The sequence below is a fragment of the Companilactobacillus sp. RD055328 genome (genome assembly GCF_022835675.1).
Lineage (GTDB): Bacteria > Bacillota > Bacilli > Lactobacillales > Lactobacillaceae > BQUT01.
This window is the reverse complement of sequence record NZ_BQUT01000005.1, coordinates 733,447-755,936: the sequence shown is the minus strand read 5'-3', so window position 1 is coordinate 755,936 and position 22,490 is coordinate 733,447. Positions and strand designations below refer to the sequence as shown.

Sequence of the window (22,490 nt, the reverse complement as noted above, 5' to 3'; positions counted from 1 at the left end):
AAACGAGGAATTATATCAATGGCAAAATTAGTATTTATTCGTCACGGACAAAGTGAATGGAACTTATCTAACCTATTTACTGGTTGGGTTGATGTTGATTTAAGTGAAGAAGGTGTTAAGCAAGCTCAAAACGCCGGCCGTCTTTTAAAAGAAGAAGGCATCGAATTTGATCAAGCTTATACTTCAGTATTAACACGTGCTATCAAAACATTACACTATGCCCTAGAAGGTTCAGATCAACTTTGGATTCCTGAAACAAAATCATGGCGCCTAAATGAACGTCATTATGGAGCTCTTCAAGGACAAAACAAACAAGAAGCAGCTGATCAATTTGGTGAAGATCAAGTTCATATTTGGAGACGTTCATATGATACACTTCCTCCATTATTGGATGCATCTGATGAAGGTTCAGCAGCAAACGATCGTCGCTATGCTGACTTAGACCCAAGAGCTATTCCTGGTGGTGAAAACCTTAAAGTTACTCTAGAACGTGTAATTCCTTTCTGGGAAGATGAAATCGCACCTAAACTTATTGAAGGTAAGAACGTAATTATTGCTGCACATGGTAACTCATTACGTGCTCTAACAAAATATATCGAAGAAATCTCTGATGAAGACATCATGGATGTAGAAATGGCTACTGGTGAACCAGTTGTTTATGATCTAGATAAAGACCTAAAAGTTGTTAGTAAAAAGAAATTAAACTAATAATATAAAGCTGGTACATTTTTAATGTACTGGCTTTTTTATTTGTTTTTTCAATTAATAAAAAACGATTTTTGGAAATTGACAATAATACTTATCTTCAAAAAATAATTATAAATTTTAAGTTAAATGACTTGTTTTTTAATTTCAAGTGTATTAAGCTAACATGATATTACAAATACAGGGGTGCTTTAATATAATGCAAATGATAAAAAATGAATTTAAATTCATTAGATCAAGTAAGCTAATGATGATTTCACTATTCGCGATTGTGTTTATTCCTTTCCTATATAGTGTGTTCTTTCTAAAATCAGTTTGGGATCCATATGGAAGCACTGGTAATTTACCAGTCGCTGTGGTTAACCAAGATAAGCCAGTTACGTATGAAGGGGTAAAAATGCAAGCTGGTAAGGATATGGTAAAAGAACTTAAGAAAAATGATCAATTAGGGTGGAAGTTCGTTTCAGCTAAGAAGGCTGAGCAAGGACTTAAAGACAAAAAATATTACACTGTAATTACTCTTCCAAAAGATTTCTCAGCTAATGCTGCAACTGTCTTAGACAAGAATCCTAAGAAGATGAACATTGAATACAAAACCAATGATTCATTGAACTTCATTGGTGAAGTAATCTCTGAGGTTGGTGCTAAAGAACTTAATTCTCAAGTGCGAGAAGCAGTAACCACAGCTTATTCAAAAGTAATGTTCAAACAAGTTGCAACTGCAGGTAAAGGATTCAAAACAGCTGCTAAAGGTGCTACACAATTGAGTGATGGTTCAACAACTTTATCAGACGGATTGAATGTTTATACATCAGGTGTTGATAAAGTTAATGATGGTGTTATGACAATGCAAACAAGTGTCGTTCCCTTATCAAGTGGAGTTGCTCAACTAGCTAGTGGTTCAAGCCAATTGAACACAGGAATTGGTACTTACACATCTGGTGTTGGAACCCTAAACAGTGGATTACAAACTTTAGCTAGTAAAAATGGTGAGCTAAGAACAGGTGCCAATGCATTGACTAGTGGTGTTGATGACTTAAAGAAGGGTAGTTTTTTAATTTCTGATGGGTTAACACAAATTCAAACTGAGTTGAATAATAATGAAAACTTTGAAACTGAAGAAGCCTATAATAATGCTGTCAATAGTTATAAAAAAATTTCAGTATTAATAACAGAAGTTAAAACAGCTTCAAAAAACTTGAGTACTCTATTACAACCAATAGTTGATCAAGTTGAGAATCAAGATTATGATAAAAAAGCAAAATTATTTGTATTAGGTATGAAAATGAAAGGTGCGCAAGTACCTGCCGATAAACAAGCAGACGTCGAAAAATTTGTGGCGGAACAACTAAAAACAGGCGCTATTGATGAAGCAAATCAAATTATTTCCGGTGTTCAAGCCACTGTTAATAGTAAGATAACGGATAAAGATTTTGCTGACTTACAAACCGCTACTAATGGTTCTATTTCAATGCTAAATAACCTGCATACAATACAGGGTGCACTTAATGGAAATCAAGAGCAACTTGGACTTGCACCAGGTATGAGTGAGCTTGATAAAGGAATTACAAAACTACAGTCTGGATCTAAGACAATTTCATCTGGATTGACTCAATATACTAGTGGCGTTGCTACTGCAGCTAGTGGATCGAGTCAATTAGCAGCTAACTCAAGTGCTTTAAACTCTGGTTCAAGTCAATTAGCTAGTGGAACTAGCACATTGAATGCAAGTGTTCCTGCTTTGACATCAGGTGTTAACCAATTAGCTGATGGTACAGGTCAACTTGCAGCTAACTCAAGTACCTTAACAGATGGTGCAAGCCAATTGAAAGATGGTAATGAAACTCTTGCTAGCTCATTAAGTGATGGAGCTAAGACAATCAACTCAATTAAGCTAACTGATAAGACTGCAGCTCAATTTGCAGCTCCTTCTAAGTTAAAACATGAGAACTACAGTTATGTTCCTAATTATGGACATGCTTTAGCTCCTTATGTACTATCACTTGCATTATATGTTGGTGCCATTGTCTTTAACTTTGCTTTCCCAATCCGTAAGATTTCAATGGAAGGTCAATCTGCAACAGCATGGTTCTTAAGTAAAATCACTATTGGTGGATTAGTTGCTGTAACAATGGCTATTATTGAACCAGCATTAATGATGGTAGCTGGCTTACAAATTGATAATCCAGGACAATTCTTTGCAATTTCAATTATGTTCTCAATAACATCGATGGCCATAGTTATGTTCTTATCAATGGTATTTGATAATCCTGGTCGATTTGTAGCAATGATTCTCTTGATGCTTCAACTTGGTGGTGCCGGTGGTACGTTCCCAATGGAAGTAACAAATGGATTCTACAATGCTATTCATCCATTCTTGCCAATGACTTGGTCTACTCTAGGCTTCCGTCAAGCAATTACTTCAGGATTAGGTAATGGACAAATTACACAATCAATGCTAATTCTATTAGTATTCACCGTAGTTAATTTAGCATTACTATGGGTTGGAATGAACTGGCTACAAAAACGTGGACAAGCAGGAATTTCACAACTTGATGATAATCAAAAATTACAAGAATTAGAAAAATAATAGTTTAAAAGCATAACCGTTTTGGTTATGCTTTTTATATGTTGTGAAATTTTTGTAGTCAAATGAGGGATAATAATGATTGAGTTACCAATTAATCAAGATAGCCAAGTTAAAATGGCTTCCTATATGAGGGATCTATTTCCATTCAACGGAGTGGGAGCTAAAAAAAGACATGAGTTAGAAAAACTAGCTTGGCAAGAAATAAAAGACATGCCTGCTGACGAACTGTTAATAGAAATTAAAAGATATTATGAAAAAACTCCACGCGAATATCAATACTTAGCTATTGATCTAGCAGTGCGAGCAAAAAGAAAATGGTCTAGAGACAACATTCTAGAATTCTTGCAGTTATCTCAAACTAAGATGTGGTGGGATAGTATTGATGCCTGGCGAAAGTTGTTCAGTGAATATATCAAAGTTAATCCCGAAGAATTTGAGTGGATAAGTTCTTTATTTAAAAATCACGAAATATTTTGGATGCGAAGAATTGGCATCATACTTCAATTAGGATTTAAAGATGAGACAGATATTGAATACTTAACCGAAATGATTATGTATGATAAAGATACGGAAGAATTTTTTATTCAAAAAGCAATTGGGTGGGCACTACGAGATTATTCAAAAACTAACAGAGATTGGGTGTATAATTTTTTAAGTACAACTCAACTGTCTAAACTAGCCCAAGATGAAGCGTCAAAATACTTAAAATAATGTAATAGAGGAGTGGTAATGAACGATAATCGAAAATTAACAACAACTGAAACAATGTTTTATTTTATATTTTCTATTATTCTAAATTCATTTGCTAATGCTTTAACGATTTCAACTAATTTGGGAAGTGCCTTATGGACGGCTTCTGCGGCGAACTTGTCGAAACTAACAGGAATCGATTTAGGTACAGTATTGTTCTTCTATGGAATATTAGTAGTTATTTTTAATGCGATTTTATTGGGTCGCCTTGAGTGGCCAAGAATGGTCGGAAATTTAATATTTATTACCCCTTTTAGTTATTTAGTACAAGTTATAACTCAATGGCTATCATCTCTACATATTATTGAAATGCCAATAATTATTCGTTTGATACTAGACTTAGTTGCTATCTTATTAATAGCTATTGCGGTATCGATATATCAACGTGTCAATTTAGTTTTGCATCCTAATGATGACTTAGCATATATCTTGAGATTTAAATATTTACACGGCGATCCTTCTAAAGCACAGATTGCTAGTTTCATACCACCGCTAATAATTTTGATTATTAGTGGAATTATAATGAAGAATTTAGTTGCTGTGAATATTGGAACAGTAATAGCCTTATTCTTCCAAGGTAGCTTAATAGGATGGGCTGACAGGTATATATTTACTAACCTGAAACATAATATATAAAGATTGATGAACACTACGATTAAGTGGTGTTTTTTTTATTTTACAAAAATAGTTAGTTTATGATTGACATAAACTAACTAAGTGTTATTATAATATTTCGTTAGGTAAAATAAAAACTAACTAACTATATTGGGAGGACTTAATATGACAGATAATACAGATAATTTAATTAGTTTATTTGGCAAAATGACAAGATCACGCTATTTCATGACAGCTATGATGGCCAGTCATCGTAAGACACAGCTAAATGATGATTTACATTCGGTTCGTGGAAAAACGAGAATTTTGTTTTTGTTGAAAGACAAAGATGGTCTGAAGAATTCTGAAATTGTAGAAATTTTGGATATTAAACCTAGTTCAGTTAGCATGCAGGTTCAAACGCTAGAAGAAGAGGGTCTAGTTGAACGGCATGAAAGTGAGAATGACAAGCGTGTATCATTAATTTATCTGACAGAAAAAGGTAAGCAAGAGATTGAAAATGGGACTGAAAAAACTGATAATGCGACAAACAATATTTTTAAAGATTTAACAGAACAAGAAAAAGAAGACTTAAGTCGTATTTTAAACAAGATAAATGAACGGTTAACGAAGTTGGATAAGGATAAGACTAATAAATTCTTCGATAATTTTGCGGGAATACATGGAGAAGCAATGCGTCATGAAATGCATCATCATATGAATCGTTTAAAAAGAGAATACAGAAGTTGGTGGGATTAAAGAATTATGGACAATCGACAAGCAATGAATAAGGCTAAGCGAGAAGCTAAGCCAGAAAAATTTAATTTAAAGACATTTATGGCTTTGTTAAAAGATACTAAGCCAAAATATTGGCAATTATGGTTAGGATTATTCTTAGGAATGATTGCGACAGGAATGCAGTTAATTGTTCCTAGCTTTGCTAAGAATTTGATTAATGGATTCCAACACTCAGTAGATGGCAAACTTGTAGCTTTAATAATTGTTGTGTTTTTAGCAAGTGCAGTTATTAGTGCAGCGTCAGGTAGCTTGTTAGGATTCTTCGGAGAAGATATTGTTAGTGAACTTCGTAAGAAAATATGGGATAAGTTATTAACACTACATGTCAATTATTTTGATGAAAACAAGTCGGGTGAGATGACATCACGGTTGGTTAACGATTCGACACAAGTTAAAGATTTGTTAGCTAGAGCTTTTCCTAGTTTAATTACATCACTATTATCAATAGTTGGCGCTTTAGTATTAATGATTATTATGGATTGGAAAATGACAGCAATTGTATTCTTGGCAATTCCGTTAGTTATGTTAGTTATGATTCCAATCGGTCGTCAAAGTCACAAAGTAGGACATGCAAGACAAGATGCCTTAGCAGATTTTTCTGGCGATGCCGGAGACATTTTATCAGAGATTAGATTAGTTAAATCATCTAACTCTGAACAACAAGAAGCAACAAGCGGTTATGGTGAAATCGAAAAACTATATAAAATCGGTTTAAGAGAAGTATTCTTTGATTCAGTTGCAGGACCAATTATGACAGCTGTAATGATGGGAATGTTTGTTGGAGTGTTAGCTTACGGTGCTTCTCGTGTTTCTGCGGGAACTCTTTCAATGGGAGCTATGTTCTCATTTCTTATGTATATGTTCCAAATCATTGGACCAGCAGCGACTTTGGGAACGTTCTTCACAACATTAGCTAAAGCTAGTGGTTCAACACAAAGAATTCAAAACTTATTAATGGAACATGAAGAGAAACTAGAAGATGGAAGTTACGTAGATGTTGAAGGTAAGATTTTAGAAATGAAGAATGTAGACTTCGCCTACGATAATAGTAATCCAATTTTGAAAGATGTTAGTTTTGAGGCAAAACCAAATACAGTTGTGGCATTTGCGGGACCTTCAGGTGGTGGGAAATCTACCGTCTTTAGCTTGTTAGAAAGATTTTATGAGCCAACTAATGGTGAGATCACAATTAATGGCCAGAATGTGAAAGATATTAGTTTACATAGTTGGCGTGAACAGATAGGTTTTGTTAGTCAAGATTCAGCTATTCTTGCTGGAACTATTCGTGATAATTTAACATACGGACTAGATGGTGATTATACAGATGACCAATTGTGGGATGTATTAAAGTTAGCCTTTGCAGATGGTTTTGTAAAAGAAATGCCTAACCAGCTTGATACGCAAGTTGGAGAGCGTGGGGTTAAAGTGTCAGGTGGACAACGCCAAAGAATTGCGATTGCTCGCGCATTCTTACGAAATCCTAAGATTTTGATGTTGGATGAGGCTACTGCAAGTCTTGATTCAGAATCAGAAGCAATGGTTCAAAAAGCGTTAGATCAATTGATGAAAGGGCGCACGACATTAGTGATTGCTCACCGTTTAAGTACAATAGTAGATGCTAACAAAATTTACTTTATTGAACACGGTTCGGTCAGTGGATCTGGAACTCATTCTGAATTAGTGAAAAATCATGAACTGTACCGCGAATATGTAGAAACACAATTTAATCAAGATTAATCACAAAATTTCATGTGATGTATGGGGTAATATACATGAAAACTAAGAAAATAAGATTAGAAGAGACAACATTAAATGATACTCAGGAAATATTTGAATTAATCAATCGCAATCGTGATCGTTTTAATCAATGGTTTAATTGGGTTGAAAAAGTCACAACAGTTGAAGATGAGAAGGAATTCATTGAAATATCAATATTTGATGAAACTCAAGAACTATATAGTATTAAGTTTGAAAATCATATTATTGGTATTGTAGATTTACAACGTGTAGATCTAAATAATGCATCTGCTGAAGTTGGCTATTGGATTGATGAAGTATTTGAAGGACAAGGGATTGTTTCAAATTTAGTGGCAAATTTAGACGAAAAAACAACAGTTGATAAGCTCAAAATTATTGTCAATCGAAATAATACACGAGCCATTAATGTTGCTCAACGAGCAGGTTTTGAATTTGCTCATCTAATTAAAGGAAATATTATTTATCAAAAAGCATTTTAATAAAAAAACACCACTTTTAAAGTGGTGTTTTTTATTTAGAATACTTCGTAATCAGAAAATCTTGTTTGTAATAAGTTGAAATCGTAGTTTTTAATATTTTCAACGTCTTCTTCACCATTGAAGAAGGCTGTTAGACTGCGAGCTAACATTAAATTCAATTTGTTTGAATCACCAAACTTAACAGCAATTGTAGGCATTTTACTTGCAGATGCATACCCTAGTTCCCAGATTGTTCCAGGATCTGATGTGTCAGCTTCTTCGTAATCAAGGATTCCAACAACTATGTCGTTAACATCAATTTGATTAGTATCAAGTTTGAATGTAGCAACTTGCCATTCAAGTGTTCCGAATTCAAAAGCAGTATCTTCTTCATGTTCACCAGGAATAAAAACTTCGTTAACAGTTGGATTTTCGTTTAACAACTTTACCATTTTGTCACGGCGTTCTATTTGTTTTTCATCAAAGAATGGGGCAGCAAGGTAAATGTTTCTCATAAATCTTTCTCCTTAGGTTATATATCGCCATTTAGAATTGAATTCTTAACAATTACATAATCAACTTTACGAATTGAATCAAGATCTTTTCCACCAGCGTATGATATTGCAGATTGTAAATCTTCTTGCATTTCTTTTAGTGTATCAAAAATACTACCGCGATAGTCGATAAATAATTTTTTTCCTTCAACATTTTTATGCTCGTTTTTTTGATATTCAGAAGCAGAACCAAAATATTCCTTCTGTTTGTGTCCATCAGTAATGATTGTTTCACCTGGAGATTCTTCGTGACCAGCTAATAATGAACCTATCATAACCATACAAGCGCCGAAGCGGATTGATTTTGCGATATCTCCGTTAAAACGTAAACCACCATCAGCAATTATCGGCTTGCGCGCAGCTTTAGAACATAAGTGGATTGCACTTAGTTGCCAACCACCAGTACCAAAGCCGGTTTTTAGTTTTGTAATACAAGCGCGTCCTGGGCCAACGCCGACTTTGGTAGCGTCAGCTCCGGCATTTTCTAATTCACGTACAGCTTCAGGAGTTGCTACGTTGCCAACTATTAAAAATGAATTAGGGAGTGTTTGTTTAACGTGTTTAATCATTTTGATAACAATATCACTGTGACCGTGAGCAACATCAATAGTTATATAATCAGGTATGTTATTATCTGCTGCTAGTTCAGAGATGAATTCGAATTCTTCATCTTTAATACCGATACTAATTGAACTAATTAAATTCTTTTCGTTCATGTGTTCAACAAAAGATTTTCTTCTGTTTGGTTCGAATCTATGCATAACATAGAAAAAATTATTTTGCGCTAATTTCTCTGCTAATGATTCATCAATCACGGTTTGCATATTAGCAGGTACAACGGGAATTTTGAATGTATGATTGCCGAGAGTCACTGATGTGTCGCATTCTGAGCGACTTGCAACAATACATTTATTTGGAATTAATTGGATATCATTATAATCGAAAGTTTGCATGTAAATCCCCTTAAAGTCGAATGTTAACGACCGAACTATTATTTGTAGCATACTCTATGTTGTATCTAGAATATAACTACCATCTATATATAGCACTTAACCCAGGCGAAAGTCAATACGTAATTTTGGGTTATTGTTCGTATTTTACTGTTAAATTACAAATTTCACACTTGTGTAGCCTTTTCATATTGGTTCGTACCAATAAAAAACGATATTTATAAAAAATCACGTTGATAAAGTTCGTTTTTTGTACTATTCTTGGTCTATAACAAATAGGAGGAACGAAGTATATGAAAATCTGGAAAAAAGTGCTACTGGGATCACTGGCATTAGTTCTTGGTGCTGGCTTAGCTGCATGTGGATCTAAAGACAGTAGTAAGGATACAGCCTACACACCTAAAGAACTAAAGGTGCAGTTTGTCCCATCATCTCAAGCTGATAAGATGGAAGCCAAGGCTAAACCACTTGAAAAATTACTTTCAAAGGAATTAGGGATTCCTGTTAAAGTAAGTGTATCAACTGATTACAATACGATAGTTGAAGCAATGGGTTCAAAACAAGTTGATGTAGGTTTCTTACCACCTGACGCTTATGTAATGGCACACAAACAAAACGGAACCAAAGTTTTACTACAAGCTGAACGTTACAAAATCACACAACCTGGTGGAGAAAACAGCACTAAGTTAGTTGATAAATATCGCTCAATGGTTGTTGTTAAAAAAGGCAGTGGAATCAAAACTATTGATGATTTAAAAGGCAAGAAGATTGCCGTACAAGATACAACTTCAGCATCAGGATTTATTTTCCCCGCAGTAGATCTAATGAAAAAAGGTGTTAATATCAACAAGAATGGTATTAAGACAGTACAAGTTAAAGGACATGATCAAGGTGTTATGTCAGTTCTAAACGGTGATACAGATGCAGCTTTTGTATTTGAAGATGCTCGTAATATTGTTAAAAAAGACGTTCCAGATATTATGGATAAAGTAGAACCTATCTACTTTACTCAACCAATTCCTAACGATACTATTTCAGTAAGAAAAGATATGTCAGATAAATGGCAAAAGAAGATTCAAAATGCCTTTATCGATATTGCTAAGAGCAAAAAAGGACACAAGATTGTCTCTGAAATTTATTCTCATGAAGGATATACAAAATCAAAGGATAGTAACTTTGATTTAATGAGAGAATATAGTAAAGACGTTAAAAAGCTAACAAAATAATTTTCGAAAAAAATAATATGAATTAGGGAAAGGTCGTTTATTTTTGATAAACGCCCTTTTTTATGAGAAGGCGGTTAATCAATATGAATGAGCCTATTATTGAATTTAAGAATGTTTCTAAAATATACGATAATGGAGCAAAAGGTTTAAAAGACATCAATTTATCAGTTAAGCCTAACGAATTTATTGTTATCGTTGGTTTATCAGGTGCTGGGAAGAGTACGCTATTAAGATCGATTAATCAATTACAAACGATTAGTTCAGGTGATGTATTGATTGCAGGTGAATCCATTGTTGCAGCTAAAGGGAAAAAACTTCGAGAATTAAGAAGAAATATCGGGATGATTTTTCAAAGTTTTAATTTAGTTAAACAATCTAGCGTGCAACGAAATGTTATGTCAGGTAGAGTTGGGCACTATTCAACATTGCGAAGTGTTTTTGGATTATTCTCAAAAGAAGATAAGTTGAAAGTAGAACAAGCATTAAAAAAAGTGCAACTATTAGAAAAAATATATACCAGAGCTGATGCTTTATCTGGTGGCCAACAACAACGTGTGGCAATTGCTAGAGCATTGGTGCAAGATCCAAAGATTATCTTGGCTGATGAACCAATAGCATCCTTAGATCCATTGACTGCAAAACTAGTTCTTGATGATTTAAGAAGTATTAATGAAGAATTAGGAATTACAATTATGGTCAATCTTCATTCTAAAGAACTTGCTAAGAAGTATGCTACTCGTATAATTGGGCTTCGAGATGGCGAGTTAATTTATGATAAGCCAATAGATAATGTAACTGATTCTGATTTAGATAGTATCTATGATGGTGAGAATACTAAAAAGGAGAAGGTCTATGAATGAAATTCCACAGAGAACTTTAATTCAAAAATTCCATGTGAAATTTATTCTATGGTTTGGTCTATTTATCTTTTGTTTAGTAGCAAGTTCTGTCATAACCGGTGTTAATTTTGAATTACTAGTTCAAAATATTTCACAATTTTTTGAATTGCTAACTCAAATGGCACACCCTGACTGGGCTTATACTAAGTACATATTAAGTCCACTATTAGAAACCATTCAAATGGCAGTAATTGGTACAAGTATCGGAACAATTGTTGCGCTCCCGGTATCATTTATTGCTGCAAGAACTGTTATTAAAAATAAGTTTGTTACCGGGATAGTTCGTTTCTTTTTAAACTTGATGAGAACATTACCTGATTTGTTACTAGCAGCATTGTTTGTAGCAATTGTAGGAATTGGACCAGTCGCAGGGGTTGCAACTTTAGCAGTTTTTTCATTTGCAATGATTTCTAAACTTTTTTATGAAGCAATTGAAACAATTGATATCGGCTCCATTGAAGCTTTAACTACTAGTGGAGCTAATAAGATACAAATTATCATGATAGCAATTATTCCGCAGGTATTGAATAATTTTATTAGTTACTTCCTATATACGTTTGAGATTAATGTTCGTGCATCAACGGTTCTGGGATACTTAGGCGCCGGCGGAATTGGTGTGTATTTACAGAGGTCATTATCATCGTTTAGATATGATCAAACAGCAGTTATTATTATTGCTATTTTCGTAGTCGTAGTGGTAATTGATACTTTAAGTAATGTATTAAGGGAGAAATTTATGTAATGAAAAAAATAAAAAGTAACTCTAAATACAGTTGGGTTTTCTGGGGCGCTATTATCATTGCCATATATGTATGGAGTTTTTCAGGGATTCAATTTAGTGGAATAAAAGATAGTGCAAGTGAAGTGAGTAAATCTATTTTTAGTGGATTATTTAATCCTGATTGGTCTTATATGTATGATGGATCAGGAGAAGATCTATTCTCATTAATTATTCAAACACTTGCTATCGCCTTTTTAGGAACATTTGTATCAGCAATACTAAGTATTCCTTTTGCTTTTTGGGCAGCACATATTCAACAATCAAGTAATAGATGGCGTAGTCAAAGTGGGAAAGTTATTCTAACTATTATTAGAACTTTTCCAGAAATAGTTTTAGCAATTATGTTTATTAAAGCTGTTGGGCCAGGAGCTTTTGCCGGAGTGCTGGCTTTAAGTATTCATTCCATCGGTATGCTTGGCAAACTATTCTCTGAAGCTTTAGAAAATGCTGATTTTGGACCTAGTGAAGCAATAACGAGTGCTGGTGGGAATCATGGTCAAGTATTGTTCTTTGCAACATTACCAACAGTTCTTCCGGAATTCTTATCTTTAACTTTATATAGGTTTGAAATTGCGGTTAGGTCTGCTTCAATTCTAGGGATGGTAGGAGCCGGTGGTATTGGTACACCATTGATATTTGCAATTCAAACTCGTTCTTGGAGTAGGGTTGGTATCATTCTAATAGGTATTATTATTATGGTCACAGCTATCGATTTATTATCAGGAACTTTGAGGAAAAAATTAGTATAAATTAAAGACGTTGACAAACGTCTTTTTTATTTTGTATAATACTATATAACATATAATATTAGAAAGGGGATAATAATGGCTATTCAAATTCCAAGTGAAATACTCGATGGATCTATGTTAGCTTTTTTAACAAAAGAAGATTTGTATGGATATACATTAACTCAGAAGTTTCAGGAAAAATTTGATATTTCTGAATCAACTATTTATCCAGTCTTAAGAAGACTTAAAAAAGATGGTTATTTAGAAACTTACGATCAGCCATTTCAAGGACGTAATCGTCGCTACTACAAAATTACAGAAGATGGTAGTATTCGTTTAAAGGAAATACAAAAAGATTGGTTGACTTTTATGTTAACAACCAATGATATATTGGAGGAAAAAGATGACTAAACAAGAAATCGTTAACTCATATATAAATGAGTTAAAAAATAATATCACTCGACTTCAGCAAGATGAGCAGAATGACATTTTAGAATTCTATCGTGAATTTATTTTAGATTCTGATATGAATAGCGAAAATGAAATAATATCAGAACTAGGAACACCTAAAAAGTTGGCTAGAAAGATTTTGGCTGATCATTCAGTAACTGTCGAAGATGATTCAGCGAATACTAAAGAAGAAAAACAACCGAAAAAAGAAAATCAAATGAAAACAATTTGGATTATTATTATCGGATTGTTTGCTATTCCAGCTGCAATTCCAGTAGCGTTTGCCTTATTAGGAATAGTGTTTGGATTGTTTATGGCAGTATTCGGAATCTTTTTAGGATTCTTTGGAACTATTTTTGGGCTTGTAATTGGTGGAATAGTATTAATGGGAATTGCTATAGCCACACTATTTGGTTCATTACCGGTGGGAATGCTATATTTAGGTATAGGAATTATCCTAACAACAATTGGTCTAATGTTAGTACCAGCTGCATATTATTTAATTAAGATATTAATTGATGGAATTACTATGTTTGTAAGATGGGTAGGACGTAAATTTTTTAATAAACAATACTATCAATCAAAGGAGGAAAAATAATGAAAAAATACTATATAATTACTTCGATTGTATTATTTTTCGGGATGTTGTTAGCTATAGTTGGCCTCTCAATGGGCGGTTTCCGCAATATTGAGTATAATAATGGTCACATGGGAATTGCTAAAACGGGTACTCTAGAAAAAACTAAAAAATTCGATAGTTTTAAAAATCTTGAAATTAATGGCAATGATGGTAACGTTAAAATTGTATATGGAACTGAGTATTCAGTAAGACAAGTATCATACAAAAATAACCCTGTAAAAATGAGTTTGAGCAATGATACATTATCAATTGACCGTAAAGAGAATAGAAGTATTAACATTGGTTTTTCTGATGATTATTTAGATACTTTAATTGAAGTAACTATTCCTCGTGGACAAAAACTCGATAATATAAAAATCAATAACTATGATAGTGACATAATTATCGGTGATGATTTAGTTAATGTTCTAACTATTAATTCAAATGATTCAGATGTTGATTTAAGTAATGTTAATCTACAGAATGGTTCAAAAATTGAATTGACAGATGGTGAAGTTAAACTTCAAAATAGTACTATAGAAGGAACACAAATCTCAACTAATACAGGGGATATTGAACTTCGACAAGTTACTGTTAAAGGCCGTAACAATTATGTTGATACTAGTGATGGTGAAATTGAAGCATATCAAATCACTAATGCTGGAATCATAGCAAATGTAGAAGATAATGATGAAGAGATTGATTATCAAGGTCGCGAGTATAGAGAATCATTCAAGAATGATGAAAACAATGCTAACCTTATCAATTTAAATAGTCGCTATGGAGAAATTAGCATTCGTTAAAAAAAGACACTCAATTGAGTGTCTTTTTTAGTCGAAGTATTCCATTAGTTGTGATTTTGTTAGTTTACTCTTAGACTCTTTATTTGCGTCTAGAACAATCTCACCGTTATTAAAGATTAATAATCGATTGCCGTACTTCAATGCATCTTCAATATTATGGGTAATCATCAAACAAGTGAGTTTTTCACTTTTGATGGTTTCATCCGTTAGTTGCATTAATTCATTACTGGTTTGTGGATCCAAAGCTGCTGTGTGTTCATCGAGTAATAACAATTCTGGTTTTTTAAGGACCGACATTAAAAAACTAAGTGTCTGACGTTGTCCGCCAGAAAGTTTTTCAGTAGCGGTATTTAATCTCGAGTCTAGATTGTTAGGCAACTTAGCTGTGAGCTCCTGGAATAATTTAAGTTGAGATTTTAATTTTCTTGGGAACAGGCGACGAGATAATCCACGTCTTTGAGCCAGCAATAAGTTCTCTGCGACCGTCATTCGTGGGGCAGTACCTAATTTTGGATCTTGAAATACTTGGCTAATATACTTAGCACGTTTTTCTTTTTTTAGATTAGTAATATCTATATTATTTATACTTATAGAACCTGTTGAGGCTTGAGTGTTTCCGGTTATTAAATTTAAGAAAGTAGATTTACCAGCTCCATTTGTACCTAGAATTACAACGAAATCCTGATCGTTAATAGCAATAGATGTGGGTTTTAGGATTGAAATTTCTGTTTCATTACTAGTAATTATTTTAGAAATATTTGTAATATTTAATTTTATTGTCATTACTTAATACCTCTTTTCAAAAGGTGTTTTGCTCTACCTCTAACTGTGGGAAGAGCCAGACAGATGGCTAAGATGATAGCAGAAATAAGTTTTAAATCATTAGGGTTAAATCCTAACTGTAATACAACTAACAATATTAAACGATAGATAATACTACCAATCACTATTGCAATAATACGATTAGTTAAGGAAAGATCCCCAAATGCTACTTCACCGATAATGATGGCTGCCAAACCGATAACAATCACGCCAATACCCATAGTAATATCAGCGTAACCGCTTTGTTGGGCTACTAAAGATCCAGTTAGTGCAACTAGTCCATTAGATACCATTAAGCCGATAATCTTCATGTTATCGGTTGAGACACCTAAAGATTCAGCCATTACTTCGTTATCACCAGTAGCAATTAAAGCTTGTCCCATTTCTGTATTTAAAAAGATGCTTAATAACAAGATGATAATTGAAATGAAAATAATTCCTATTACAATAATGTTGAAATTAGGCGGTAAATCTTGCATGAATGAAAAAATTGTTTTGTTATTTAATAATGAAAGGTTTGCTTTTTTAAGTACACGTAGATTAACGGAATAAAGAGCCGTCATTGTCAGAATTCCAGAAAGTAGTACTGGAATTTTTAGTTTTGTATATAGTAAGGCTGTTACTAGACCAGCAATAGCTCCACCAACAAAAGCAAGAATCATCGAATAAAAAATTGAGTTACCTGAATGAATGTTAATTACTGCAATAGCGGCACCTAATGGGAAACTTCCTTCAACGGTCATGTCTGGGAAATCTAGAATACGAAAAGTTATATATAATCCGATGGCTAACAGGCTCCAGATTAATCCTTGACCAATTGTAGATACTAAAATATTCATCGTATGATTTCTCCTTTCTTTTCAGCTTCATTAATCACTGACTGTGGTAGTTTCATATGTAGAGCTTTTGCTTGTTTCAAGTTGATAATTAGTTTACCTTTTTTAATAAATCTAATTGGTGTTTTGTTAGGTTGTTTATTATGCTTCAAGATATCAACAATCATCTCACCAGATTGTCGTCCAATTTCATATTGGCTTAATCCAACTGTTGCTAAACCGCCATCTTTCATCATAGTTTCTGCTGCTGGAAAAACTGGAATGTTAGCTTGAGTGGTGATATCTTTAATGTTGTTCAATCCACTAGCAACTGTATTATCAGTTGGAATATAAATAGACTCAACTTTGGGAATTAAAGAACGAGTAACTTGTGTTAAATCATTCAAAGAACTGATGCTCGCTAGGTGTACTTTGATGTTGTTAGCTTCTGCGATTTTTTTGAATTGTTTCATCTGAGTTGTTGCCGAAGGGTCACTAGAAGTATAGATAATTCCGATATTGCGAAGTTCAGGCATGATTTTTTTGATTAATTCGAATTGTTGATCTAGTGGAGCTTGGTCCGAAACGCCGGTGATATTATTGCCAGTATGTATATTGTTTTTTACTAACCCGGATTTTTTTGGATCGGTTACACCACTTAAGACAATAGGCGTTTTCTTGGTAACGTTAGCTAAAGATTGGGCAGATGGGGTTGCGATACCCACCAACACATCAGCGTTTTTTTGAAGTAGTTGATTACTCATAGTATTGAGATTACTCTGATCTCCTTGAGCATTTAAATAATCAATGTGAATATTTTTGCCGTTTTCATAGCCGGATTTTTTCAGGCTGTCATTAATACCCTTATTTATTTCATCAAGAGCTGGATGACTCATTAATTGTAATACTCCAACTCGAGGTATTTTATTATTTTTAGTAGTGTCGTTAGTAGTGAAAAAAGCTACTAGTAAAAAGCTAATTATTATAGCGATAGTTGCGTATAATTTCTTCATAAATATACTCCTTATTAGACAAAAAAATCCCACTTATAGTTAAGTGGGATAATTTGTTTTCGACAAATTAAAACCCACACAGAGTTTTTCCGTGTGGGTAATTTTGAGTTACACAAAATTAGCCAACACGTTTAGTGTAGGCTTTGCCAACGAATGTTATTAGTCATTGCTGATAGTTTTTGCATAACATACTTCTTTCTTCTCTTAATGTTATGAATTATAAATAATATAAAAATGAAAGTCAATTTTATATTTTTGGTGGGTAATAAAACTGTGATAGTATAGTATTAATTGTTGAAGGGCAGGTAAGATTTTGAATTTAAATCAAGTCAATCGTAAGGATATAAAACAACAATCTAAAATGTTGTTGAAGACACAAGGAAATAAATTTTTAAAGTTAAACATGATTTCTATTATTTTAAATATTTTATACTTTAGTGGTATTAATGTGGTTACTTACAACATCATTAGTACTTATTCAGCTGCTGATATTTCAAAATTAGCAACTCAGGGACAATCAATGCGCACAACAGTGTTAATTATGGGATTCGAGTTATTTGTGGCTATGATAAAAGTCGGAGTACAATATTCAATGCTTGATTTCTTAAAAGAAACAGGTGATAAAGAATTGAAGCATCCATTTAACGACTCACTACAAATATTTAGTGCTAAATATTTCTCGCCAGTTATATTGTTATGGTTAGTGTCATCAATGGCAGTTCAGTATGCCAGTTATCTATTCATCATTCCTGGAGTGATTTTATATCTTATGTTTTCACAAATATATTTTGTGTATAAACAAGGCAATGACTCAGGAAACAAGTTAGGTATTCTTGCTACTTTTTCAAATAGTGTAGCTTTAATCAAAGGCTTTAAGATGCAATATTTGTTATTAGATCTTAGCTTCTTAGGATGGGATATTTTAAATTCATTAACATTTGGATTGTTATCTGTTTGGTTAGTTCCATATAAGAACATGACATATACTATGTTTTATAAAAAATTAATAGAAATAAAAAAGGGTGAGCTTTAAAAAGCTCGCCTTTTTTAGACTAAGAAAATAAAGTTAGCATCAGCTAATGGGATTTTAACAGCACCATCTTCTGTAGATTCAACAATTATTTCTTTTTCATTCTTATCAATAATCTTAATTTCTTCACCAATGGTTAAGCCGGTGGTTTTGAATTTTTTAAGGAATTCGTGGTTATCGACTACTCGGTGAATTTTTTTGATAGCTCCAATATCATAATCAGTTAATGGAGTGTCATCGTCGGTTCTTTTTTTGACGTTGCCGGGGACTAGTCCGCCATGAGGACAACGAATTGGGAAGTTAAGAAATTCGTTTAATCGTTCAATTAAGTCTGCATCAGCAGTATGTTCTAGTTGATCGGAAATCTCGTGAAGTGTGTCGATTTCGTAGTTTAGTTTTTTTGATAAAAAAACTTCCCAAATACGATGACGTTTAACTAATTCGCGAGCGACTTTTTGCCCCGCTTTAGTTAATGTAATCTCATTATATGGCTTATGATCGATAAGACCATCTTCTGCAAGAGAAGATAACATTTCGGTAACTGAGGCAGCCGAAACGTTCATAATCAATGCAATATTTTTATTGTTAACCTTTCTAAAGTCCAAGGTTAGTTCGTAGACTACTTTTAAATAATTTTCTTTGTTAGGTGACATGTTGACTCCTTTATTTAGAGTATAGATTAATTAAACTATAGCATAAAGAAATTTTTTGTTGAGAGTTATGTGAATAGTTTGATATTATTATTGAAGAATCTTTGCCACCTTAGCTCAGTAGGTAGAGCATCACCATGGTAAGGTGGGGGTCGTCGGTTCAAATCCGATAGGTGGCTTAATAAATATAAACTAATTAAAAAAGATGGTCATTTAGACCATCTTTTTTAAAAACTCATTTAAGATATTTTTAGAAACTTCGTGCATAATTTTTTCTGTTTGCTCTTCTGTAGGAATTGATGCTAGAAAATGTGTTTTGAATCCTTCATATTCAGGATAGTCTATATCGGCAATGATGAAGTCTGGTTTTTGAGAGACATCATTAACAAAGTAAATACGATTCCAGAATAATAGTTCAAACTTTGTTTGAACTAATCTTTCAATTTCAGGATGAGTCATTTGAATGAAGAGTTTGATTTTATTTGCGTTCAGAAGTGACTTGTTAGCTTTGGCATTAAATATCTTAGCTTTATAAATAAAGAAGAATAAGTTGGTTGTGAATATATACTTATCGGGAGCAATATCATTCTTTCTAACCCATGCGCTATATTCTGCATTATTTTTTAACTTTTCATAAATCTGGTCAGCTTCTTCTAATAGTTGTTGTTCAACACCGTTTAATACTTCTTCTTTACTACTTACAACTTCAAAGAATATCCTATCAATCAAGCCATACATCATTTCTAAGTGATAACGATTAACAAGCTCATCGACTTCTCCTTTAACATCTTTAGATATTTCACCTTTAAAGGAAATTTCATTAATAATGGAATCGACAATTTTCTTTTCAACAGAGTAAAACTCAGGATCAGGAATTCTAAACAGTTCAACTAGTTCTTCATGGCTCAAATTGTAATCAGTAATGTACTCTCTATATAATGCATAGATGAAAAAGTTGATTTCTTTATTCTTCACTTCTTCGGGTAATTGTTTTTGAGTGATGTATTCGGGCATATTCTCTTTAAGATTGCTGATAATAGGGAACAATTCTGAATTCACATGGATTTCTTTATCCATATAATACCCCTGAGTAATTCGTAATGTACTAATTTTTAACAGCCTGTACATTTTGAAATAAGATCCGTGATTATTATTCCTTAAAAAAGGTGCCGCCTTAAATAAGAAGTGTAGTTTCGTATTGAAATCATCTTCATCTACTTTTGTATATCCAGAGGTATTTGTGTAGAAGAAATAAAAGAACTTCCTAATAACGTATTCGCTACCTTCAATTTCATTTCTATTATTTAAGTCTAGTTTGAATTTGTTGAGGATTTCTTTTAATCGAGCTCTGTTTCTAGAGAAAGTAGACTGACTAATAAATAACCTGTTCTCAAAGTCGTCTCGACTAATTTTTCCTGTGTATACAAGAGAATTAATCATTTCATACAAGATGGAATCTTTTAAATAATGATTCAAAACAGCATTAAGATCCAAGTTATTAACAATAATATCGCCTTTTTTTTCGAAAACTTGTTTACTTAGTGCCTTATTATCCTTAGTGACGTCGCTTATTATTTTGCTGACAGTGGGAGTGACAATATTAACGGCTTCTGCCACTTCTTTAAGTGTGGTGCTTCCGTTGGCGTATAAGTATCTGAAAACTTTCATGCCTTTTTGATCTTGTTTATTTAAGAAATCGTACATAGAATTGCCCACCAAGTATAGTTATTTCATCCATTAAGTAGATTATATTCATATTTCTTTAACCCCGTCAATAATGTTGAATAAAAATAAAGAGGTTTAACAATATAATATCTATAAGAGTAATATACATTTTTTGGGGGGATTTAATGACTAATTCATTAAATATTAAAAAAATAGTTATTATTACAGCGTTTTTAAGTGCTCTTTTAATGGGAGGGTCTTCAATCTTAGCCGCTGATAATAAGGCTACAAACACAAACATATCATTTAACAATCAAACTGAGAATTCATTAGAAATAGTCAATGTTCCTAGTCTTAATTTTGGCACACACACATCTGGAGACAAAACTTTAGCGAAAGATACTTCTGATAAGCCACATATTCATATTAAAGATTCTACAGGAACATATAATGGTTGGGATTTAACAGTAAAGACTGAAGGATTCTACAATCAAGACAAGTTAAATAAGAATTTCAGACTGTTCTTTAACAAACCTTCAATAGTACCAACTGAAAATAATGCAGCTATTGACGCTCCAGTTTTTAGTAGCGAACAAGTTGAAGTTGGAACTACACCTACTCAGATTTTAAAAGCATCTGAAAATAAAGGTATTGGGCACTGGTTAGCTAACTTCTATGATGATAATATGTTTAAGAGCGAAGGTATTCAATTACAAATACCAACTTCTGCTTATCAAGGCCACTATCAAGCTAACTTAGTGTGGGAATTAAATGCAGGACCAAGTAAATAGCACATATTCTTTGGGGGGATACTTAATTTGAAATTAAACAAACTAAAATATTTCATACCGTTAGCATTTTTAATATTATTAATTCCAAGTAATATTAGTCATGCTGATAACAAAAATAGTGGTTTTTCTGTAACTCCAATAATTAATGACCAACAAAGAGATAAGAACATAACTACTTATTTTGACTTACTACTTAAGCCACAAGAAGAAGCAAGTGTTACTTTGGCTATTCATAACAAATCATCAAAAGAAGAGACATTTGTTGTAGAAGCAAATCAAAGTACTTCAAGTAATTCTGGTGCTATAGATTATGGACAATTCAAGAAGACTAATAAATTAGACAAAACTTTTGAAAGCATCGTCGACAATAGAACACAAGAAGTTAAGATACCAGCTGAAAGTAGCAAAGACGTTACAGTTAAAGTTAAGATGCCCGAAAAAGAATTTGAGGGGATTTTATTAGGTGGATTACATGTATACGTTAAAGACGCAGACAAGAATATTGATGAATCTGCACAGATAACTAATACATTTGCTTATAACATTGCTGTTGTTTTAAGAAATAATGAAAATACACCTAAGTCTAACTTCACACTTACAGATGTTAAGGCCAAATCAAATCATCATTATCCATCATTTGATTACGTATTGAACAATGAAAGTAACAAAATTGAATCAGGTTTAGATATAACTGCCAAGATATATAAGAAATCAAATAACGAATTGTTTTTGTCAGATAGTTCTAAAGATCTGAAGATGGCGCCAAATTCTAAGATGGTTTATACAACAAAGTCGGTTGAGAAGTATTTGAAATCTGGGGAATATGTACTTAAGTTAGTTGTCAAAAATGATGATGATACTTATAAGTTATCAAAGAATTTCACTATATCGGACAAACAAGCCGAAAAAATCAATGACGAATCCAATATTTCAAGATTCAATTTCGATTGGAAATACATTGCTTTATTTATAATAATAATTCTATTAATTAGTGTTGTTGCGTACTTAATCGTTAAGTTGAAACGCGCAAAAAGGGGGTAA

24 protein-coding genes and 1 tRNA gene are annotated in these 22,490 nt (G+C 33.0%); 18 read left to right on the top strand and 7 right to left on the bottom strand.

Going from position 1 to position 22,490, the window contains the following annotated elements:
* The first annotated feature begins 18 nt into the window (after positions 1-18).
* The 7 genes from RD055328_RS06000 (at position 19) to RD055328_RS05970 (ending at position 7,674) form a co-directional block, all read left to right on the top strand.
* Positions 19-708 (top strand): 2,3-diphosphoglycerate-dependent phosphoglycerate mutase, encoded by a 690-nt coding sequence (locus RD055328_RS06000; RefSeq protein WP_244087886.1) that lies wholly within the window; start codon positions 19-21, stop codon positions 706-708.
* A 196-nt stretch (positions 709-904) separates the two neighbouring features.
* Positions 905-3,295 (top strand): YhgE/Pip domain-containing protein, encoded by a 2,391-nt coding sequence (locus RD055328_RS05995; protein ID WP_375708068.1) that lies wholly within the window; start codon positions 905-907, stop codon positions 3,293-3,295.
* Between the two features lie 75 nt (positions 3,296-3,370).
* Complete coding sequence (locus RD055328_RS05990) at positions 3,371-4,006, top strand: DNA alkylation repair protein (RefSeq protein WP_244087885.1); 636 nt, start codon at positions 3,371-3,373, stop codon at positions 4,004-4,006.
* An 18-nt stretch (positions 4,007-4,024) separates the two neighbouring features.
* On the top strand, positions 4,025-4,681 hold the full coding sequence (locus tag RD055328_RS05985; protein WP_244087884.1) for a hypothetical protein: 657 nt from the start codon (positions 4,025-4,027) through the stop codon (positions 4,679-4,681).
* A gap of 144 nt (positions 4,682-4,825) precedes the next feature.
* Positions 4,826-5,398, top strand: a complete 573-nt coding sequence (locus RD055328_RS05980) for a MarR family winged helix-turn-helix transcriptional regulator (protein WP_244087883.1) — start codon at positions 4,826-4,828, stop codon at positions 5,396-5,398.
* 6 nt (positions 5,399-5,404) lie between these two features.
* Positions 5,405-7,174, top strand: a complete 1,770-nt coding sequence (locus RD055328_RS05975) for an ABC transporter ATP-binding protein (RefSeq protein WP_244087882.1) — start codon at positions 5,405-5,407, stop codon at positions 7,172-7,174.
* Positions 7,175-7,209: 35 nt separating this feature from the next.
* A complete protein-coding gene (locus tag RD055328_RS05970; RefSeq protein WP_244087881.1) occupies positions 7,210-7,674 on the top strand; it encodes a GNAT family N-acetyltransferase in 465 nt (154 codons plus the stop codon).
* 35 nt (positions 7,675-7,709) lie between these two features.
* Here the strand turns inward: RD055328_RS05970 and RD055328_RS05965 are convergent, their stop codons facing one another.
* Both RD055328_RS05965 and RD055328_RS05960 read right to left on the bottom strand, forming a co-directional pair.
* The gene (locus RD055328_RS05965) at positions 7,710-8,168 is read right to left on the bottom strand and encodes a nucleoside 2-deoxyribosyltransferase (protein ID WP_244087880.1); all 459 of its coding nucleotides are present in this window, start codon (positions 8,166-8,168) and stop codon (positions 7,710-7,712) included.
* 17 nt (positions 8,169-8,185) lie between these two features.
* The gene (locus tag RD055328_RS05960; RefSeq protein WP_244087879.1) at positions 8,186-9,160 is read right to left on the bottom strand and encodes a GMP reductase; all 975 of its coding nucleotides are present in this window, start codon (positions 9,158-9,160) and stop codon (positions 8,186-8,188) included.
* Between the two features lie 290 nt (positions 9,161-9,450).
* Between RD055328_RS05960 and RD055328_RS05955 the strand changes: the two genes are divergently transcribed.
* The 7 genes from RD055328_RS05955 to RD055328_RS05925 all read left to right on the top strand — a co-directional run bounded on the left by RD055328_RS05955 (position 9,451) and on the right by RD055328_RS05925 (position 14,663).
* Positions 9,451-10,383 carry a phosphate/phosphite/phosphonate ABC transporter substrate-binding protein gene (locus tag RD055328_RS05955; protein WP_244087878.1) on the top strand — a complete coding sequence of 311 codons (933 nt, stop codon included), beginning with the start codon at positions 9,451-9,453 and terminating at the stop codon, positions 10,381-10,383.
* Between the two features lie 83 nt (positions 10,384-10,466).
* On the top strand, positions 10,467-11,243 hold the full coding sequence (phnC, locus tag RD055328_RS05950; RefSeq protein WP_244087877.1) for a phosphonate ABC transporter ATP-binding protein: 777 nt from the start codon (positions 10,467-10,469) through the stop codon (positions 11,241-11,243).
* Positions 11,236-12,024 (top strand): phosphonate ABC transporter, permease protein PhnE, encoded by a 789-nt coding sequence (gene phnE, locus RD055328_RS05945; RefSeq protein WP_244087876.1) that lies wholly within the window; start codon positions 11,236-11,238, stop codon positions 12,022-12,024. The genes phnC and phnE (RD055328_RS05945) overlap by 8 nt, the downstream gene beginning before the upstream one ends.
* On the top strand, positions 12,024-12,812 hold the full coding sequence (gene phnE, locus RD055328_RS05940) for a phosphonate ABC transporter, permease protein PhnE (RefSeq protein ID WP_244087875.1): 789 nt from the start codon (positions 12,024-12,026) through the stop codon (positions 12,810-12,812). Before phnE (RD055328_RS05945) ends, phnE (RD055328_RS05940) begins: the two co-directional genes overlap by 1 nt.
* Before the next feature lie 75 nt (positions 12,813-12,887).
* The gene (locus tag RD055328_RS05935; RefSeq protein WP_244087874.1) at positions 12,888-13,202 is read left to right on the top strand and encodes a PadR family transcriptional regulator; all 315 of its coding nucleotides are present in this window, start codon (positions 12,888-12,890) and stop codon (positions 13,200-13,202) included.
* Positions 13,195-13,839, top strand: coding sequence for a DUF1700 domain-containing protein (locus tag RD055328_RS05930; protein WP_244087873.1), 645 nt, complete (start codon positions 13,195-13,197; stop codon positions 13,837-13,839). Before RD055328_RS05935 ends, RD055328_RS05930 begins: the two co-directional genes overlap by 8 nt.
* Positions 13,839-14,663, top strand: coding sequence for a DUF4097 family beta strand repeat-containing protein (locus RD055328_RS05925; RefSeq protein WP_244087872.1), 825 nt, complete (start codon positions 13,839-13,841; stop codon positions 14,661-14,663). The genes RD055328_RS05930 and RD055328_RS05925 overlap by 1 nt, the downstream gene beginning before the upstream one ends.
* A 27-nt stretch (positions 14,664-14,690) precedes the next feature.
* On the opposite strand, the gene RD055328_RS05920 is transcribed toward RD055328_RS05925, so the two are convergent.
* From RD055328_RS05920 to trpX, 3 genes are read right to left on the bottom strand one after another with little or no spacing between them, the layout of a single operon-like run.
* On the bottom strand, positions 14,691-15,446 hold the full coding sequence (locus RD055328_RS05920; protein ID WP_244087871.1) for an ABC transporter ATP-binding protein: 756 nt from the start codon (positions 15,444-15,446) through the stop codon (positions 14,691-14,693).
* Positions 15,446-16,324: an ABC transporter permease gene (locus RD055328_RS05915; RefSeq protein WP_244087870.1), complete on the bottom strand. Its 879-nt coding sequence runs from the start codon at positions 16,322-16,324 to the stop codon at positions 15,446-15,448. Before RD055328_RS05915 ends, RD055328_RS05920 begins: the two co-directional genes overlap by 1 nt.
* Positions 16,321-17,313, bottom strand: a complete 993-nt coding sequence (trpX, locus tag RD055328_RS05910) for a tryptophan ABC transporter substrate-binding protein (RefSeq protein ID WP_244087869.1) — start codon at positions 17,311-17,313, stop codon at positions 16,321-16,323. Before trpX ends, RD055328_RS05915 begins: the two co-directional genes overlap by 4 nt.
* A 313-nt stretch (positions 17,314-17,626) precedes the next feature.
* Here trpX and RD055328_RS05905 point away from each other — a divergent pair, with 313 nt between their 5' ends.
* Positions 17,627-18,346 (top strand): DUF975 family protein, encoded by a 720-nt coding sequence (locus RD055328_RS05905; protein ID WP_244087868.1) that lies wholly within the window; start codon positions 17,627-17,629, stop codon positions 18,344-18,346.
* Positions 18,347-18,360: 14 nt separating this feature from the next.
* Here RD055328_RS05905 and RD055328_RS05900 read toward each other — a convergent pair whose 3' ends face one another.
* The gene (locus tag RD055328_RS05900) at positions 18,361-18,996 is read right to left on the bottom strand and encodes a metal-dependent transcriptional regulator (protein ID WP_244087867.1); all 636 of its coding nucleotides are present in this window, start codon (positions 18,994-18,996) and stop codon (positions 18,361-18,363) included.
* A 103-nt stretch (positions 18,997-19,099) separates the two neighbouring features.
* Here RD055328_RS05900 and RD055328_RS05895 point away from each other — a divergent pair.
* A tRNA-Thr gene (locus RD055328_RS05895) sits at positions 19,100-19,172 on the top strand.
* Positions 19,173-19,206: 34 nt separating this feature from the next.
* Here the strand turns inward: RD055328_RS05895 and RD055328_RS05890 are convergent.
* A complete protein-coding gene (locus RD055328_RS05890) occupies positions 19,207-20,697 on the bottom strand; it encodes a helix-turn-helix domain-containing protein (RefSeq protein WP_244087866.1) in 1,491 nt (496 codons plus the stop codon).
* A gap of 146 nt (positions 20,698-20,843) precedes the next feature.
* On the opposite strand from RD055328_RS05890, the gene RD055328_RS05885 reads away from it, so the two are divergent.
* Positions 20,844-21,449, top strand: a complete 606-nt coding sequence (locus RD055328_RS05885) for a WxL domain-containing protein (protein WP_244087865.1) — start codon at positions 20,844-20,846, stop codon at positions 21,447-21,449.
* Between the two features lie 27 nt (positions 21,450-21,476).
* Positions 21,477-22,490: a DUF916 and DUF3324 domain-containing protein gene (locus RD055328_RS05880; RefSeq protein WP_244087864.1), complete on the top strand. Its 1,014-nt coding sequence runs from the start codon at positions 21,477-21,479 to the stop codon at positions 22,488-22,490.

Coding starts and splice junctions, on each gene's coding strand:
- RD055328_RS05985 (WP_244087884.1), top strand. CDS start 4,025: ATGAACGATAATCGAAAATTAACAACAACTGAAACAATGTTTTATTTT.
- phnE (WP_244087875.1), top strand. CDS start 12,024: ATGAAAAAAATAAAAAGTAACTCTAAATACAGTTGGGTTTTCTGGGGC.
- phnC (WP_244087877.1), top strand. CDS start 10,467: ATGAATGAGCCTATTATTGAATTTAAGAATGTTTCTAAAATATACGAT.
- RD055328_RS05965 (WP_244087880.1), bottom strand. CDS start 8,168: ATGAGAAACATTTACCTTGCTGCCCCATTCTTTGATGAAAAACAAATA.
- RD055328_RS05885 (WP_244087865.1), top strand. CDS start 20,844: ATGACTAATTCATTAAATATTAAAAAAATAGTTATTATTACAGCGTTT.
- RD055328_RS05935 (WP_244087874.1), top strand. CDS start 12,888: ATGGCTATTCAAATTCCAAGTGAAATACTCGATGGATCTATGTTAGCT.
- RD055328_RS05970 (WP_244087881.1), top strand. CDS start 7,210: ATGAAAACTAAGAAAATAAGATTAGAAGAGACAACATTAAATGATACT.
- RD055328_RS05980 (WP_244087883.1), top strand. CDS start 4,826: ATGACAGATAATACAGATAATTTAATTAGTTTATTTGGCAAAATGACA.
- RD055328_RS05920 (WP_244087871.1), bottom strand. CDS start 15,446: ATGACAATAAAATTAAATATTACAAATATTTCTAAAATAATTACTAGT.
- RD055328_RS05900 (WP_244087867.1), bottom strand. CDS start 18,996: ATGTCACCTAACAAAGAAAATTATTTAAAAGTAGTCTACGAACTAACC.
- RD055328_RS05915 (WP_244087870.1), bottom strand. CDS start 16,324: ATGAATATTTTAGTATCTACAATTGGTCAAGGATTAATCTGGAGCCTG.
- RD055328_RS05990 (WP_244087885.1), top strand. CDS start 3,371: ATGATTGAGTTACCAATTAATCAAGATAGCCAAGTTAAAATGGCTTCC.
- RD055328_RS05975 (WP_244087882.1), top strand. CDS start 5,405: ATGGACAATCGACAAGCAATGAATAAGGCTAAGCGAGAAGCTAAGCCA.
- RD055328_RS05890 (WP_244087866.1), bottom strand. CDS start 20,697: ATGTACGATTTCTTAAATAAACAAGATCAAAAAGGCATGAAAGTTTTC.
- RD055328_RS05995 (WP_375708068.1), top strand. CDS start 905: ATGCAAATGATAAAAAATGAATTTAAATTCATTAGATCAAGTAAGCTA.
- trpX (WP_244087869.1), bottom strand. CDS start 17,313: ATGAAGAAATTATACGCAACTATCGCTATAATAATTAGCTTTTTACTA.
- RD055328_RS05955 (WP_244087878.1), top strand. CDS start 9,451: ATGAAAATCTGGAAAAAAGTGCTACTGGGATCACTGGCATTAGTTCTT.
- RD055328_RS05925 (WP_244087872.1), top strand. CDS start 13,839: ATGAAAAAATACTATATAATTACTTCGATTGTATTATTTTTCGGGATG.
- RD055328_RS05960 (WP_244087879.1), bottom strand. CDS start 9,160: ATGCAAACTTTCGATTATAATGATATCCAATTAATTCCAAATAAATGT.
- phnE (WP_244087876.1), top strand. CDS start 11,236: ATGAATGAAATTCCACAGAGAACTTTAATTCAAAAATTCCATGTGAAA.
- RD055328_RS06000 (WP_244087886.1), top strand. CDS start 19: ATGGCAAAATTAGTATTTATTCGTCACGGACAAAGTGAATGGAACTTA.
- RD055328_RS05930 (WP_244087873.1), top strand. CDS start 13,195: ATGACTAAACAAGAAATCGTTAACTCATATATAAATGAGTTAAAAAAT.